Source organism: Candidatus Accumulibacter sp. ACC005 (assembly GCF_907163215.1).
Lineage (GTDB): Bacteria > Pseudomonadota > Gammaproteobacteria > Burkholderiales > Rhodocyclaceae > Accumulibacter > Accumulibacter regalis.
Genome location: NZ_CAJQUB010000014.1, coordinates 140,911 through 155,088, shown reverse-complemented (window position 1 = coordinate 155,088; position 14,178 = coordinate 140,911). Strand labels below are relative to the sequence as shown.

Below are 14,178 nucleotides of genomic sequence, written 5' to 3'. Positions count from 1 at the left end.
GACATGATGCGCTTCCTGCTTTTCCTTCTGCTGAACTTTTTCGTCATCGTCGCCAACGCCCAGACGGTCAAGGTCGCTGCGGCCTCGGATCTGCAGTTCGCGCTCGGCGAGATTGCTGCCCGTTACGAACGGGAGAGCGGCGAAAAGGTCGTTCTGTCCTTCGGTGCATCGGGCAACTTTGCCCGCCAAATTCCCCAGGGGGCGCCTTTCGACCTCTTCCTGTCCGCCGACGAGGAATACATTTTCCGCCTCGCCGGACAGGGCCTGTTGCGCGACCAGGGCCAGCTCTACGCCATCGGGCGCGTCGCACTGCTGGTACCACGCGGCTCGCCGCTGAAGGTCGATAGCGAACTTCGCGACCTGGCGGCGGCGATCAGCGATGGTCGCCTGCAGCGTCTGGCGATCGCCAATCCCGAGCACGCGCCCTACGGGCGTGCCGCCCGCGCCGTCCTCGAACGCGCCGGCCTCTGGGCAGCGCTGCAGGGCAGGCTGGTCCTCGGCGAGAACGTCGCGCAGGCGGCGCAGTTTGCGCTCAGCGGTTCGGCGCAGGGCGGCATCGTTGCCTGGTCGCTGGTCAAGGCGCCCGAGCTGGCCCGGCACGGTGTCGCCGCACTGATTCCCGAGAGCTGGCATCCGCCACTGCGCCAGCGCATGGCGCTGACCCGTCACGCCAGCGAGGACGCCAGCCGTTTCTACGCCTATCTGCAACAGCCGGCGGCGCGCGCCATTTTCGAGCGCTACGGTTTCTCGCTGCCGGCAACCCGGTAAGGGGCGAGCGCCGTGGCTGCAGGGATGGCCGTGATCGATTGGCCGGCGCTCTCGCTGTCGCTGCAATTGGCCAGCGCCACGGCGCTCGTGCTGCTGCCCCTGGCGATCTGGCTGGCACGCCTGCTGGCCTGGTCGCAGATTCGCCATCAGGGCGCGCTCGAGGCGGCGATCCTGCTGCCGCTGGTGCTGCCGCCCACCGTTCTCGGCTATTACCTGCTGCTCGGCTTCGGCGGCGCCTCTCCCCTTGGCCAGGCGTACCACGCGCTGACCGGACGGGCATTGGTGTTCAGCTTCGACGGACTGCTCGCCGCCTCGCTGATCTTCAACCTGCCCTTCGCCGTGCAGCCGATGCAGCGTTCCTTTGCCGCCATCCCGCGCGAAGTCCGCGAAGCGGCGTGGGTCTCCGGGCTGTCGCGCTGGCAGACCTTCCTGCGCATCGAACTGCCGCTCGCCTGGCCGGGCGTCGCCGCGGCGCTGGCGCTGACCTTCGCGCACACCCTCGGTGAGTTCGGCGTCGTGCTGATGGTCGGCGGCAGCCTGCCCGGCGAGACCAAGACCATCGCCATCGCCATCTACGATCAGGCGCAGGCGTTCAACGATTCGGCGGCGGCAGGCATGTCGGCGCTGTTGCTGGCGCTGTCCTTCGTCGCCGTGCTGCTGGTCAGTCGCCTCGGGCGCTCGGTGTTGCGCCGGTGAGACTCGTCGCCCGCCTCGAACAGAGCGCGCCGATTCCGCTGGCCGCCGACATCGCCTGCGACAGCGGCGAGCTGCTGGCGCTGGTCGGCCCTTCGGGGAGCGGCAAATCGACGATTCTGCGCTGCCTCGCCGGCCTGCACCGACCGTCGGGCGGGCGCGTTCGTTGCGGTGACGAGATCTGGTTCGATGCCAGCGGCGGCGTCGATGTCTCGCCGCAGCAGCGGCGTGTCGGCTTCGTCTTCCAGCACTACGCGCTCTTTCCTCACCTCAGCGCGCTGGCCAACGTGATGGTCGCCCTGCAGCACCTGCCGGCGCGCGCGCGCGCGGCGCAGGCGCGTCACTGGCTGGCGCGCAGCAGGCTCGAAGGCCTCGAGGACCGGCGCCCGGCCGAACTCTCCGGCGGGCAGCAGCAACGGGTGGCGATTGCCCGAGCGCTGGCGCGCGAGCCGCAGGTGCTGCTCCTCGACGAACCTTTCTCGGCGCTCGACCAGGTGACCCGCCGCAAGCTGCTGCGCCAGCTGATCGAACTGCGCCGCTCGCTGGCGATCCCGATCATCCTGGTCACGCACGACCTCGAGGAGGCAGCGCTGCTCGCCGACAACATGACCGTCCTGCACCACGGCCGCACGCTGCAAACGGCGCCGCCAGGCGAACTGCTGGCGCGACCGGCGAGCGCGCTGGTTGCCCGCCTGACCGACCAGCCGAACGTCTTCATCGGCAGGGTCATCGAGCAGTCGCCGTGCACCGACACGACGCTGATCGACTGGCACGGGCAGCCGCTGCAGGCGGCGCATCACGCCGAATTCGCCGTCGGCGACAGAATCTGCTGGATCGTTCCCGAAGCCGGCGTGATACTCGTTCGTGACCACCAGGCCGAGCGCGAGAACACGCTTGGCGCGATCGTCAGCGAGCGACTCGCCTGGCGCGGACACGCGACGGTGACTGCCCGCGTCGGCGACGACGGCGATGCGACGCTGTCGTTCGCCATCGGCAGCGCGGTGGCGCAGCGCCGCGGCATCGTCCCCGGCGCCCGCATAGCCTTGCAGTTGCAGAAGCCCGCCATCTGTCTGACCCCCGTCGATCCGGCGATCGGCAGCCACTGATTCATCCGAACCCTGGCGAACGCTCCTCCCGGATCAACTGGCCAGAAAACTCGACGCCATCGCCAGCGGCAGCGCCGTCCTGTCAACCACCCGGCGCAGGACAAAGCTCGAATGCACGCCGGTCACGCCGGGGATGCGGGTGAGGCGGCTGAGGAGCAGCTCCTGGTAGGCGTCCATGTCCCTGACCACCACCTTGAGCTGGTAGTCGGCGTCCTGGCCAGTGATCAGCAGGCATTCGAGCAGCTCCGGGATCTCGGCGATGGCGGCGTCGAAGCTGGTGAAGCGCTCGGGCGTGTGCTGGTCCATCGAAATGTAGATCAGCGCCATCAGCGACAGGCCGAGCTTCCTGGCGTCGAGCAGTGCGCGATAGCCGGTGATCAGCCCGGATTCCTCGAGCGCGCGCATCCGCCGCAGGCAGGGTGAGGGCGAAAGGCCGATGCGGTCGGCAAGGTCCTGATTGCTGATTCGGCCGTCCTCCTGGAGGACGCGCAGAATCTGCCAGTCGTAGCGATCGAGGTGCACAAAATTTCTCCGCCGAGACAATTGCGCAATTCTAATGCTATTTTCTTTTCATGTGCGCAACAAAATTGCTCCCAGGCCCCTTCTAAAGCGGCAATACGCAAGCACCTGCCGGCGCCTTTTCCTTACCATGTGGGTCATCAGATTCAACACCCGAAACCCGAGGAGTCGCCATCATGTTGTCCAACCCCGCCAGCAAGTACCGCTCTTTCCCGCCGGTCGCGCTTGCCGATCGGCAGTGGCCGAACGCCACGATCAGCAAGCCACCGATCTGGATGAGCACCGATCTGCGCGACGGCAATCAGTCGCTCTTCGAGCCGATGAACGCCGAACGCAAGACGCGCATGTTCAGGATGCTTTGCGAGATCGGTTTCAAGGAGATCGAGGTCGCTTTCCCGTCGGCGTCGCAGACCGACTTCGATTTCGTGCGCAGCCTCATCGAGGGCGATCATATTCCCGATGACGTGAGCATCGAGGTTCTCACGCAGGCGCGCGAGCACCTCATTCGGCGGACGATGGCGTCGGTGCGCGGCGCGCGACGGGCGATCGTGCATGTCTATAACGCCACCTCGAAACCTTTCCGCGAGACCGTCTTTCAGATGAGCCGGGAGGAGGTGATCGACATGGCGGTGGTGGCGGTGAAGTTGATCAGGGACCTCGCGGCGCAGGCGCCGGAGACCGAGTGGGTGCTCGAATACAGCCCGGAAACCTTCACCGCCACCGAGCTCGACTTCGCGCTCGAAGTCTGCAACGCGGTGACCGCCGCCTGGGGCGCGACGCGGGACAACAAGGTGATCCTCAACCTGCCGACGACCGTCGAGATGGCGACGCCGAACATCTACGCCGACCAGATCGAATGGATGCATCGTCACCTCGATCGGCGCGACAGCGTGATCATCAGCCTGCATCCGCACAACGACCGTGGCACCGCCGTGGCCGCCGCCGAACTCGCGCTGATGGCTGGCGCCGAGCGCGTCGAGGGCTGCCTGTTCGGCAACGGCGAGCGCACCGGCAACGTCGATCTGGTCACCCTGGCGCTCAATCTGTACACCCAGGGCGTCGCGCCGGGGCTCGACTTTTCGGACATCAATGCCGTTGCCCGGACCTTCGAGCAGTGCAGCCAGTTACCGATTCACCCGCGCCACCCCTACGTCGGCGATCTGGTGTTCACCGCTTTCTCGGGTTCGCATCAGGACGCCATCAAGAAGGGTTTTGCGGTCGGGCAGAGCGACGGCTTCTGGAACGTTCCCTACCTGCCGATCGACCCGGCCGACCTTGGCCGCAGCTACGACTCGGTGATCCGCGTCAACAGCCAGTCGGGCAAGGGCGGCATTGCCTACCTGCTGGAAAGCGAATACGGCGTGGTCATGCCGCGCCGCTTGCAGGTCGAGTTCTCGGGTGTCGTCCAGCAGCACGTCGACGCGCACGGCGGCGAGATGAGTGCTGCTGCCATCTGGCAGCTCTTCTCGGCGACCTATATCGACTGCGTGGACCCGGTACGCTACCGCGAGCACCATCTGTTCGAGCACGGTGGCGGCAACGGGCAAGGCATCCGCCTCAATGTCGACATCGACGGCACGTCGCAGGTCCTCACCGGTACCGGAAACGGCCCGATCGACGCAGCGGTGAATGCCTTCCAGAGTGTCGGCATCCATATCCAGGTGCGCAGTTATGAAGAGCGCGCGATGAGTCCCAGCGGCGAGGGCGGCAACGCCAGGGCCTGCGCCTTCATCGAAGTCGCGCCGGCGGCTGGTGGCGGTGGCGAGTTCTACGGCGCCGGGGTGGACACCAACATCGTTACCGCGTCGCTGCGAGCGTTGATCACCGGCATCAACCGTCTCGAGCCCAGCGTGCCGAGAGGGGCGCAGCAGCAGGCCGCGTAGCGCGGCCTGGGCGGGCGTTCCGCCCACGCCGCTGCTCAGCCGCCAGACTGGCGGACGCGCTGTTCAAGCCTGCGCTGCATCATGCGCTGGCTCTGTGCCACGAACTCCTTGCGCTGCTCTGGGGTGAGCATGTCCATCATCTGGTGTTGCTGGCGGGCACGAATCTGTTCCAGTTCCGCCATCACCTGCGCGCCTTCCTCGGTCAGTTTCTTGACCTGGAGTTCGTCGTACTGGCCTTTCATCTGCATTTCGTCAAGCTGCATGCGGGTGTCGCGGACGTGCTTGAACTTCTCGTCCATCAGGTCGGCGTCCTGTTTGCGCAGCTCGGCGATGCGCGCCTGCTGCTCGGCGGTCAGCTTCAGTCCCTTCATCAGCGGCGGCACGCCGTCGCGATGACCTTGCGCCGCCTGCGGCCCGAGGCAGTCATAGGCCGCGCCTGGCGGTCCTGCTTCGACGGTCAGTGGCGCAGCCAGCGAAATGCCGGCAGCAAGCAAGATGGCGAGGGTGCGACGGGGTGTGGTCATTATTTGCTCCGCAAAGGTGGAATCGATCAAGGGAAGGCGTTGGCCGCTTCGTCGGTCGTCTGCAGCCTTCGCCAGGCGCTCACGCTACCCGCCTGGCGAAGGCTGCCTGGGTCCTGACGTCCGGTCAAGCTGCCGGCCCTGGTCGCTCGCCACGCTTCTTCTCCCAGCGCTTCATCATCGCATCGCGCTGGGCTGCGAGCTTCTCGCGCTGCTCGGGGGTGAGCACCTCCATGATCTGGTGGTGCTGACGGGCCCGCAGCTGGGCCATTTCGGCCATGGCCTGGGCTCCCTGCTCGGTGAGCGCCTTGACTTTCGCTTCGTCGTATTCGCCCTTCTTCGCCATTTCATGCAGCTGCGCACGGCTGTCGCGCATGCTCTGGTACTTTTCGCCGATCAGGGCGGCGTCTTGCTTGCGTAGCTCGCTGATCGTCGTTTGCTGTTCGGGGGTCAGCTTGAGCTTCTTCATCATCGGTGGCACGCCGTCGCGCTGGCCGCCGCGCATCTCCGACCAGCCTTTGCCACAGCCGCCTTCCATTCCGCCGCCCATCATCGGGCCGGCATTGGCGGCCAGCGGGACGGCCAGGGCGATGCTGCTGGTGGCCAGGAAAACGGCAAGAGTGCGTTTGAATGTATTCATGTTTGGCTCCTTGATAAGGGGGGTTCCAGTCGGGCATCGGTGGCCTCGACCGTTGGCTGAACTTTCGCGCAGCGGCCGGTAAAGCGCGGTTAATCGTCTGTAAAGCCATGTAAATGGGCGGCGCGCGGCAGCAGGCGATGGCCAGCGGGCGTTAAAGCCGGTAAAGAGCCGTAAAGAAGCGTGACCAGGCCTTGCCGGCGCTTATTATCAGTGCTGTGGAAAGGATGGGAACGATGACTCGAGTACTGCTGGTCGATGACGATGTCGAACTCGCCTCGATGCTGCGTGAGTACCTCGAACAGGAGGGATTCGAAGCCGAGGTGGTGCATGATGGCGAAAGCGGTGTGCGCGAAGCGCTCAGCGGGCGCTTCGCCATCGCCGTGCTCGACGTGATGATGCCGCGGCTCAACGGCGTCGAGGTCCTGCGCCGCATCCGCGCCGCCAGCCGCCTGCCGGTGTTGATGCTCACCGCCAGGGGTGACGACATCGACCGCATCATCGGGCTCGAACTCGGCGCCGACGACTACGTGCCGAAGCCGTGTTCGCCGCGCGAACTGGTCGCCCGCCTGCGGGCGATCCTGCGCCGGGTCGCCGACAACAGCGCCGAGAGCACGTCCGACGGGCCGATCGTCGTCGGTCCCCTGCGCATGTGGCCCGAGCGGCGAAGCGCGCAATGGCAGCAGCAGCCGCTCGAATTGACGAGCACCGAATTCAGTATTCTCGAAGTCATGGCCCGCCACGCTGGCCGGGTGGTGAGCAAGAGCGACCTCTCGGAGCTGGCGATGGGGCGCCCGCTGGCGCGCTTCGACCGGAGCATCGACGTGCATGTGAGCAGCATTCGCCAGAAGCTCGGCGCCCGGCCCGACGGCGACTCGTGGATCCAGACCGTTCGCGGCCAGGGTTACCAGTTCGTCAAGGCCTGAACGTGGGACGGCTGTTCTGGAAATCCTTCTTTGCCTTCTGGCTGGCGCTGTTGCTCGCCGGTGTCGGCGTCGGCAGCGTCGTCTGGCTGCACCGTCAGGCCGAGGCCGAATTCGAGTCGCTGCCGGCCCTGCCGGGTGGCCCGCGGGCGGCGGTGATGCTCGATGCGGCGGAGGTCTTCCTACGCCGCGGCGGCCCGCAGATGATGCGCGAAGTGTTGCGCGAATGGGCCGAAGCACCGGGCAAGGCGCAGCTCTTCGTGATCGACGAAGGCGGCCGCGACCTCTTCGGTCGCGAGCTTCCCGGCGACCTGACCGCCGCGCTGGCTTCGGGTGATTTCCGGCGTGGACCGATGTCCGGTGCGCGCCGCGTACACGCCCACGACGGACAGACCTACACCTTGGTCGCCCGTTACGAGCGCCCGGGTGGGCGTGGTCACCTGCTGCGCGGCGAACGGCCGTCGCCGGCGTTGCCGATCATGGCCGGCCTGCTCGCCAGCCTCGTCTTCAGCGCCGCGCTGGCGTGGTACGTGGCCAAGCCGATTCGCAGCCTGCGCGGCGCTTTTCGCGCCGTTTCCGAAGGGCATCTGGAGACCCGCGTGCAGCCTTCGATGGGCAGCCGGCGCGACGAGCTGGCCGATCTCGGGCGCGACTTCGACCGCATGGCGCAGCGCCTGCAGGCGCAGATCCATAGCCAACAGCGTCTGCTGCACGATGTTTCGCACGAGTTGCGCTCGCCGCTGGCGCGCCTGCACGCAGCCATCGGGCTGGCGCGGCAGAGCCCGGAGAAACTCGAAACGACGCTCGGGCGCATCGAACGCGAGTCGGTTCGGCTTGACGAACTGGTCGGCGAGCTGCTCACCCTGTCGCGTCTCGAAGCCGGCACGCCGGGTGCGCCACCGGTGACCATCGAGCTCATGGAAATGGTCGCCAGCATCGCCGACGACGCCGGTTTCGAGGCCGAGGCGAGTGGTCGCAGCGTGCAGTTCAGCGGTGCCGGCGAAGTGACCGCGAGCGTGCAGGGTGAGCTGCTCTATCGCGCTGTCGAGAACGTCGTTCGCAACGCCGCCAAATACACCGCCGCGGGTACCACCGTCGAAGTGACGGCGCGCCGCCTGGTCGACGGGGGGGTAGCGGGGGAAGGCCGGACGTCCGGGGTTTCGGGCGCCTGCCAAGCGTCAGGCGTGTTCGAAATCGTCGTTTCCGATCGTGGTCCCGGCGTGCCGGAAGCCGACCTCGAGGCGATCTTTGAACCCTTCTACCGTGCCGACAACAACGCGGGCACGATCGGCTACGGACTCGGACTGGCGATCGCCCGGCGGGCGCTGCTTTCACACGGCGGCCAGGTGCGGGCACGCAACAGGCCGGATGGCGGCCTCGAAGTGACGCTTAGTTTGCCGCTCGGTTAAGCAACGCCGCACACCCTTGCCAGAATGAAAAACGGGGGCCTGGGCCCCCGTCTTGCGTCGCTTGCTGCCGCTCAGCCGGCGAAGTTCTTCTCGGCGAAGGTCCAGTTGGCGAGTTGGGCGAGGAAGGTCTCGACGAACTTGGGACGCTGGTTGCGGTAGTCGACGTAGTAGGCATGCTCCCAGACATCGATGCACAGGAGCGCCGTGTCGCCGGTGGTCAGCGGCGTGCCGGCCGCGCCCATGTTGACGATATCCACCGAGCCGTCGGCCTTCTTGACCAGCCAGGTCCAGCCCGAGCCAAAGTTGCCGACCGCAGAAGCCTGGAAAGCCTTGGCGAACTCGGCGAACGAGCCCCACTTGGCGTCGATCGCCGCGGCCAGCGCGCCGCCGGGTGCGCCGCCGCCCGCGGGCTTCAGGCAGTTCCAGAAGAAAGTGTGGTTCCAGACCTGCGCCGAGTTGTTGTAGATGCCGCCGGCGGGCGCTTTCTTGACGATTGCCTCGAGGTCAAGCGCTTCGTATTCGCTGCCCTTGATCAGGTTGTTGAGGTTGGTGACGTAGGCCTGATGGTGCTTGCCGTGGTGGTATTCGAGGGTTTCCTGCGACATGTGCGGCGCCAGAGCGTCGATGGCGAAGGGAAGCTGCGGCAGCTGATGTTCCATGGTTTGTTCTCCGTGAAGGTTGTTATGGGGTGAAATGGAGCGCAGTGAAGCGATGCGGTGAACGCGTTCTGCTCATTCGCGTATTCATGGCTTTTATGGATTTCATGGGTCCGCGAGTTCCTGGCTTCCTGGCTTCGTGGCCCCGGAATTCTATTCGCGGCCCGCGCTACTGGCAATGGCGCCTGGTGGAACGAGCGGTCGATCGGGCCCTTCATGATCTTCGAAAAGCGCAGTCACCTCGGCCTCGAGGCGCCCACGGTGCAACAAGACAGCGATTCGCGCGCTTGGTTCCAGGCTGCGGGCGTCGCGGACGATCTCGCCCTGCGCGCTGGTGACGACGCTGTAGCCGCGCGCCAGGACCGCCTGCGGATTGAGGTGCGTGAGTCCGGTGGCCAGCCGGTCGAGGTTGGCGCGCCTGCCGTGCTGCACGTCGTGCCAGGCGCTGCGCAGTTGTGGTGCCAGTGCGGCGAGCCGGCCGGCGTGGCGTGCCGGGTCGGGGCGGCTGAGCAGCAGGCGGCGGCTGAGGCGGGTCAGCTCAGCGCGGGAATGGGCGCTGGCTTGCAGCAGCCCGGCGCCGAGCCGGCGCCGCAGGTTGCGCAGCCGCTCGCCGTGCTGGGCCAGGTACTGCGCCGGATGTTGCAGGCGGCGGGCGAGCCAGTCCACCTGCTGGCCACGCTGGGCAAGAAGCTGCTCGATCTGCCTGCGCAGGGCGGCCTGCGAGCCAGCGAGACGAGCGAGCAGGGCTGCCTGCGCGGGGGCGGCGAGTTCGGCCGCCGCCGTGGGTGTCGGCGCACGCTGATCGGCGGCGAAGTCAGCGAGGGTGAAATCGGTTTCGTGGCCGACTCCGCAGATCACCGGCAGCGGGCAGGCGCGGATCGCCCGCGCCACGCGCTCGTCATTGAACGCCCAGAGGTCTTCCATGCTGCCGCCGCCACGACAGACGATCAGCACGTCGCAGTCGCGGCGCTCGCCGGCGCGGCAAATGGCGTCGGCAATCTGCGCGCCGGCGCTGTCGCCCTGCACCGGCGTCGGGTAGACGACGATGCTCAGCTGCGGCGCGCGGCGGGTGAGCGTCGTCAGCACGTCGCGCAGTGCGGCGGCCTGCAGCGAGGTGACGATGCCGACGCGGCGCGGAAACGTCGGCAGCGCGCGTTTGCCGGCGCTGGCGAAGAGCCCTTCGCCGTCGAGCTTTTGCTTGAGGCGCAGGAACTCTTCGTAGAGGTTGCCGACACCGCCGCGCCGCGCGGCTTCGACGTTAAGCTGGAAGTCGCCGCGCGCCTCGTAGAGGGTGACCAGCACCCGCGCCTCGATGTGCTGGCCGTTTTCCAGTCGCCAGCCGAGGAGCTGCGCGCGACTGCGGAACATCACGCAGCGCACCTGTGCGGCGGCGTCCTTGAGCGAGAAGTAGACATGTCCGGAAGGCGCCCGGCTGAGGTTGGAGACCTCGCCGGCGACCCAGCACAGCGGAAAAGCGGACTCAAGTCGCTCGCGCGCGAGGCGGTTGAGCATGGCCACCGGGATCACCGGAGCGCTGGCGGGAAAGGCGTTGCTGGCCGGGGAAGTCTCTGACATCCGCGGATTCTACATGGCTCGCTGCGCGCGTTGCCGGCGACGGTGTTCTGGCGCCCCCGTTTGGCGGCCGCCGGGCAGTCTGCGGCTGACGTGCAGGCTGTCCCCCCGTCGCTTCGTTGCTCGCTTGGCAGGCACGGCAAAAAAAACGCTTGCCCGTTCGCCACTTGCGCCGCTTGCCAACAGCCTGGCAGCACTCTTATCCACCGTTCCTGTGGATTCCCGGGCGGTCGGTGAGTGCGTCCGCCCTGGCTGGCGTCGCTTCGCAGCGGCAGGCAGCGCATCGGCACTTGCCGCAAAGCCTGGCGCAGGCTAAAGTTCTCCCCTTGAAAATCACCTGGGGTGCACCGTGTTTGCCATCGTTCAGGCCGCTGGTTGGCCAATCTGGCCCTTGCTGCTGGCGTCGATCCTGGCCGTCGCGCTGATCATCGAGCGCCTGGTGGCGCTGCGGCGGGCCAAAGTCGTTCCGCCCGGCCTGTTGCAGCGGGTGGTCAGCGAATTCCGGGAGAGAGGTGCGACACAGGCGATGGTCGTCGATCTGGAGGCGCATTCGCCACTCGGTCGCGTGCTCGCCGCCGGTCTGCGCAACGAGGGGTGTTCGCGCGAAATCATGAAGGAGTCGATCGAGGAGGCCGGCACCGTCGTTTCGCACGAGCTCGAACGCTATCTGACGACGCTCGGCACCATTGCCTCGATCAGCCCCTTGATGGGCCTGTTCGGCACCATCGTCGGCATGATCGAGATCTTCGCCTCGCAGGCGCCCAGCGGCAGCAACCCGATGCAACTGGCGCACGGGATTTCGGTGGCCCTGTACAACACGGGCTTCGGCCTGGTGATCGCCATTCCGAGCATGATCTTCTGGCGCCACTTCCGTGCCCTGGTTTCCGGTTTCGTCATCGACATGCAGCAACAGGCGGTGCGTCTGGTCGAGGTTCTGCACGGCGAGCGCCGGTCCTAGGAGCCGACGATGAACTTTCGCCGCGGTCGCACCAGCGACGTGCCCGAGATCAACCTGATTCCCTTCATCGACGTGCTCCTGGTGATCATCATCTTCCTGATGCTCACCACCACCTACGCCAAGTTCTCGGGGCTGGAGATCAACCTGCCGACGGCCGACGCCAGCAAGCAGAACGAGCAGCCCAATGAAGTCAGCGTGAGCGTGACCCAGTCCGGCCAGGTGCTGGTCAACAAGGCGCCGCTCGCTGCCGTCAGCGTCCAGGCGATCAGCGACGCGCTGCGCCGCGCCGCCGGCGAGGCCAAGGATCCGGTGATCGTCATCAACGCCGACGCCAAGGCAACGCACCAGAGCGTTGTCGACATCATGCAGGCGGCTCAGGCAGCCGGTTACCCGCGCATTTCCTTCGCCACGCAATCGCCCCGCTGATGGCCGCTGGCGGCATCGCAGGCAGCCTTTCTCGGCGCTGGTATGAGCGGCGTCTGACCCCTGCCCTGTGGCCACTGCTGCCCCTTTCGTGGCTCTTCGGCGCGCTTGCCGGGCTGCGGCGCGGGTTGTTCCGCTGCGGGGTGCCGCTGGCACAGCGCCTGCCGGTGCCGGTGATCGTCGTCGGCAATCTTACTGTGGGTGGCAGCGGCAAGACGCCGCTGGTGCTGTGGTTGGTCGAGCGTCTGCGCGAAGCCGGTTGGCGACCGGGCATCATCAGTCGCGGCCATGGTGGCAGCGGCGAGGGCGTGCGCGTGGTCGCCGCGGGCACGCCACCTTCCCTGGTTGGCGATGAGCCGCTGCTCCTCGCACGGCGTGGCGGCGTGCCGGTCTTCGTCGGTCGCGACCGGGTGGCGGCCGGGGAAACCCTGCTCGCCGCTCATCCCGAATGCGACGTGATCGTCTCCGACGATGGCCTGCAGCACTATCGCCTGCAGCGCACCGTGGAAATCGTGGTCTTTGACGGGCGCGGCGCCGGCAATCGCCGGCTGCTGCCTGCGGGCCCCCTGCGCGAGCCACTGCGGCGACTGACCGGGGTGGGCGCAGTGGTCTGGAACGGCCGCCGCGAACCTGACGTGGCGGCCGCCGCCGGCGATTGTCCGCAGTTCGACATGCGCCTCCTGGGCCAGCGCTTCGTCGCCGTCGGCGAGTACGCCCGTCGGCGCGCCGATAGTTGCGACGCGGCTTCTCTGCGCGGTCGCAAACTTTATGCGCTGGCCGGGATCGGCGATCCTGCTCGTTTCTTCGCGCAGCTGCAGGTGCTGGGGCTCGATTTCGAAGCCCACCCCTTTGCCGACCACCATGCCTATACTGCCGCCGACCTGGCCTTTGCTGGCGACGGCGTCCTTCTGATGACCGAAAAAGATGCGGTAAAATGTGCGCCGATTGTGAGCGGCGAGGCTTGGGTACTGCCGGTCGAAGCGGTCATCAGCGGCCCGCCGGGGGGGGCTGGTCTTTTCGAGACAATTCTGGAGAAACTCAATGGACGCACGACTGCTTGATATCCTCGTCTGCCCGATCTGCAAGGCCAACCTCGAATACCGCAAGGCGCAGTCGGAACTGGTGTGCAAGCCTTGCCGGCTGGCTTTCCCGGTCCGCGACGGCATCCCGATCATGCTCCAGGATGAAGCCCGTCCGCTGACCACCGACGAAGCCTGAGTGCCGGGCCGCGCAAACATGCACGCGACGCCGTTCAAGGTGGTCATTCCGGCGCGTTTTGCGTCGACCCGCTTGCCGGGCAAGCCTCTGCTCGACCTGGCCGGCAAGCCGATGGTCGTGCGCGTCGCCGAGCGTGCCGTCTTGTCGGGTGCCGATGAAGTGCTGGTGGCCACCGACCATGCGCAAGTGCTGGCGGCGGTCGAGCGCCACGGCTTGCGCGCCATGTTGACCCGTGCCGATCACGTCAGCGGGACGGACCGCCTGGCCGAGGTGGTCGATGCTGCCGGCTGGAGTGACGACACCATGGTGGTCAACGTGCAAGGCGACGAACCACTGATCGACCCGGCGCTGATCGCCCGGACGGCAGCCCAGCTGGCGCAGAGCGGTGCCGACATCGCCACCGTTGCGCACCCCGTCGCAGACGCCGCCGATTTCTTCAGTCCGCATGTGGTCAAGGTGGTGCTGGCCGCCAGTGGCGACGCGCTCTATTTTTCGCGGGCGCCGATTCCCTACGCGCGCGACCACTTTGCCCGCGAGGCGGGCGGCGAAACGCTGCCCGCACACATGCTCGCCTATCGCCACGTCGGGCTCTACGCCTATCGCGCGCGCTTCCTGCGCACCTATGCCGGCCTGGCGCCTTCCCCACTGGAAACTCTTGAAGTGCTCGAGCAGTTGCGTGCCCTGTGGCACGGCTTTCGCATCAGCGTGGCAATTTCCGACCAGCTGCCGGCTGCCGGTGTCGATACCCCCGCGGATGCGCAACGCGTTCAGGCATGGTTCAAAAAGTTTGACCGTCTGCCGGTTTGAGGGTAAGTTGCGGCGTGTTGATCACGACAACGTGCTGCCGGCGGCCCGTGGCTGGAGTGCAAGTGTCTGAACTTCTGAACAATTT

16 protein-coding genes are annotated in these 14,178 nt (G+C 66.8%); 11 read left to right on the top strand and 5 right to left on the bottom strand.

The annotated features are described in order from the left end of the window. The first annotated feature begins 3 nt into the window (after window positions 1-3). Genes modA through QZ613_RS17310 form a run of 3 tightly spaced genes read left to right on the top strand, consistent with a single transcriptional unit; the run spans window position 4 to window position 2,567 of the window. Window positions 4-768 carry a molybdate ABC transporter substrate-binding protein gene (gene modA / locus QZ613_RS17320; RefSeq protein ID WP_043567898.1) on the top strand — a complete coding sequence of 255 codons (765 nt, stop codon included), beginning with the start codon at window positions 4-6 and terminating at the stop codon, window positions 766-768. A 33-nt stretch (window positions 769-801) separates the two neighbouring features. Then, on the top strand, window positions 802-1,464 hold the full coding sequence (modB, locus tag QZ613_RS17315; protein ID WP_043568073.1) for a molybdate ABC transporter permease subunit: 663 nt from the start codon (window positions 802-804) through the stop codon (window positions 1,462-1,464). Then, window positions 1,461-2,567 (top strand): ABC transporter ATP-binding protein, encoded by a 1,107-nt coding sequence (locus tag QZ613_RS17310; protein WP_043567894.1) that lies wholly within the window; start codon window positions 1,461-1,463, stop codon window positions 2,565-2,567. The genes modB and QZ613_RS17310 overlap by 4 nt, the downstream gene beginning before the upstream one ends. 33 nt (window positions 2,568-2,600) lie before the next feature. Here the strand turns inward: QZ613_RS17310 and QZ613_RS17305 are convergent, their stop codons facing one another. Further along, a complete protein-coding gene (locus tag QZ613_RS17305; protein ID WP_043567891.1) occupies window positions 2,601-3,089 on the bottom strand; it encodes an Lrp/AsnC family transcriptional regulator in 489 nt (162 codons plus the stop codon). A gap of 173 nt (window positions 3,090-3,262) precedes the next feature. Between QZ613_RS17305 and leuA the strand changes: the two genes are divergently transcribed. After that, a complete protein-coding gene (leuA, locus tag QZ613_RS17300; RefSeq protein ID WP_291862597.1) occupies window positions 3,263-4,969 on the top strand; it encodes a 2-isopropylmalate synthase in 1,707 nt (568 codons plus the stop codon). Window positions 4,970-5,004: 35 nt separating this feature from the next. Here leuA and QZ613_RS17295 read toward each other — a convergent pair whose 3' ends face one another. Then, entirely contained in the window at window positions 5,005-5,493 is a 489-nt protein-coding gene (locus QZ613_RS17295; protein ID WP_043567887.1) for a periplasmic heavy metal sensor, read from the bottom strand. Window positions 5,494-5,617: 124 nt separating this feature from the next. Beyond that, window positions 5,618-6,130, bottom strand: a complete 513-nt coding sequence (locus QZ613_RS17290) for a Spy/CpxP family protein refolding chaperone (RefSeq protein ID WP_291862594.1) — start codon at window positions 6,128-6,130, stop codon at window positions 5,618-5,620. A 233-nt stretch (window positions 6,131-6,363) separates the two neighbouring features. Here QZ613_RS17290 and QZ613_RS17285 point away from each other — a divergent pair, with 233 nt between their 5' ends. Then, on the top strand, window positions 6,364-7,053 hold the full coding sequence (locus QZ613_RS17285; protein WP_043568069.1) for a response regulator transcription factor: 690 nt from the start codon (window positions 6,364-6,366) through the stop codon (window positions 7,051-7,053). Between the two features lie 2 nt (window positions 7,054-7,055). Then, window positions 7,056-8,459, top strand: coding sequence for an ATP-binding protein (locus tag QZ613_RS17280; RefSeq protein ID WP_291862588.1), 1,404 nt, complete (start codon window positions 7,056-7,058; stop codon window positions 8,457-8,459). A 71-nt stretch (window positions 8,460-8,530) separates the two neighbouring features. Here the strand turns inward: QZ613_RS17280 and QZ613_RS17275 are convergent, their stop codons facing one another. Together QZ613_RS17275 and xseA are read right to left on the bottom strand one after the other, a co-directional pair. Further along, on the bottom strand, window positions 8,531-9,118 hold the full coding sequence (locus tag QZ613_RS17275) for a Fe-Mn family superoxide dismutase (protein ID WP_043567883.1): 588 nt from the start codon (window positions 9,116-9,118) through the stop codon (window positions 8,531-8,533). A gap of 150 nt (window positions 9,119-9,268) precedes the next feature. Next, the gene (gene xseA / locus QZ613_RS17270) at window positions 9,269-10,690 is read right to left on the bottom strand and encodes an exodeoxyribonuclease VII large subunit (RefSeq protein ID WP_291983323.1); all 1,422 of its coding nucleotides are present in this window, start codon (window positions 10,688-10,690) and stop codon (window positions 9,269-9,271) included. 346 nt (window positions 10,691-11,036) lie between these two features. Here xseA and QZ613_RS17265 point away from each other — a divergent pair, with 346 nt between their 5' ends. The 5 genes from QZ613_RS17265 to kdsB are packed head-to-tail and all read left to right on the top strand — an operon-like array spanning window position 11,037 to window position 14,093. Further along, window positions 11,037-11,645 (top strand): MotA/TolQ/ExbB proton channel family protein, encoded by a 609-nt coding sequence (locus QZ613_RS17265; protein WP_043570341.1) that lies wholly within the window; start codon window positions 11,037-11,039, stop codon window positions 11,643-11,645. Between the two features lie 9 nt (window positions 11,646-11,654). After that, window positions 11,655-12,071, top strand: coding sequence for a biopolymer transporter ExbD (locus tag QZ613_RS17260; protein WP_043570345.1), 417 nt, complete (start codon window positions 11,655-11,657; stop codon window positions 12,069-12,071). Then, the gene (gene lpxK / locus QZ613_RS17255; RefSeq protein ID WP_291862575.1) at window positions 12,071-13,129 is read left to right on the top strand and encodes a tetraacyldisaccharide 4'-kinase; all 1,059 of its coding nucleotides are present in this window, start codon (window positions 12,071-12,073) and stop codon (window positions 13,127-13,129) included. The genes QZ613_RS17260 and lpxK overlap by 1 nt, the downstream gene beginning before the upstream one ends. Beyond that, complete coding sequence (locus tag QZ613_RS17250; RefSeq protein WP_043570348.1) at window positions 13,110-13,286, top strand: Trm112 family protein; 177 nt, start codon at window positions 13,110-13,112, stop codon at window positions 13,284-13,286. The genes lpxK and QZ613_RS17250 overlap by 20 nt, the downstream gene beginning before the upstream one ends. An 18-nt stretch (window positions 13,287-13,304) precedes the next feature. Next, window positions 13,305-14,093, top strand: coding sequence for a 3-deoxy-manno-octulosonate cytidylyltransferase (kdsB, locus tag QZ613_RS17245; RefSeq protein ID WP_043570354.1), 789 nt, complete (start codon window positions 13,305-13,307; stop codon window positions 14,091-14,093). The last annotated feature ends 85 nt before the right edge of the window (window positions 14,094-14,178 follow it).

Bases quoted from the DNA above. Each gene is read 5' to 3' on its own strand.
- modA (WP_043567898.1), top strand. From the start codon at position 4: ATGATGCGCTTCCTGCTTTTCCTTCTGCTGAACTTTTTCGTCATCGTC.
- leuA (WP_291862597.1), top strand. From the start codon at position 3,263: ATGTTGTCCAACCCCGCCAGCAAGTACCGCTCTTTCCCGCCGGTCGCG.
- QZ613_RS17295 (WP_043567887.1), bottom strand. From the start codon at position 5,493: ATGACCACACCCCGTCGCACCCTCGCCATCTTGCTTGCTGCCGGCATT.
- QZ613_RS17290 (WP_291862594.1), bottom strand. From the start codon at position 6,130: ATGAATACATTCAAACGCACTCTTGCCGTTTTCCTGGCCACCAGCAGC.
- QZ613_RS17285 (WP_043568069.1), top strand. From the start codon at position 6,364: ATGACTCGAGTACTGCTGGTCGATGACGATGTCGAACTCGCCTCGATG.
- QZ613_RS17275 (WP_043567883.1), bottom strand. From the start codon at position 9,118: ATGGAACATCAGCTGCCGCAGCTTCCCTTCGCCATCGACGCTCTGGCG.
- xseA (WP_291983323.1), bottom strand. From the start codon at position 10,690: ATGTCAGAGACTTCCCCGGCCAGCAACGCCTTTCCCGCCAGCGCTCCG.
- QZ613_RS17260 (WP_043570345.1), top strand. From the start codon at position 11,655: ATGAACTTTCGCCGCGGTCGCACCAGCGACGTGCCCGAGATCAACCTG.
- lpxK (WP_291862575.1), top strand. From the start codon at position 12,071: ATGGCCGCTGGCGGCATCGCAGGCAGCCTTTCTCGGCGCTGGTATGAG.
- QZ613_RS17250 (WP_043570348.1), top strand. From the start codon at position 13,110: ATGGACGCACGACTGCTTGATATCCTCGTCTGCCCGATCTGCAAGGCC.
- kdsB (WP_043570354.1), top strand. From the start codon at position 13,305: ATGCACGCGACGCCGTTCAAGGTGGTCATTCCGGCGCGTTTTGCGTCG.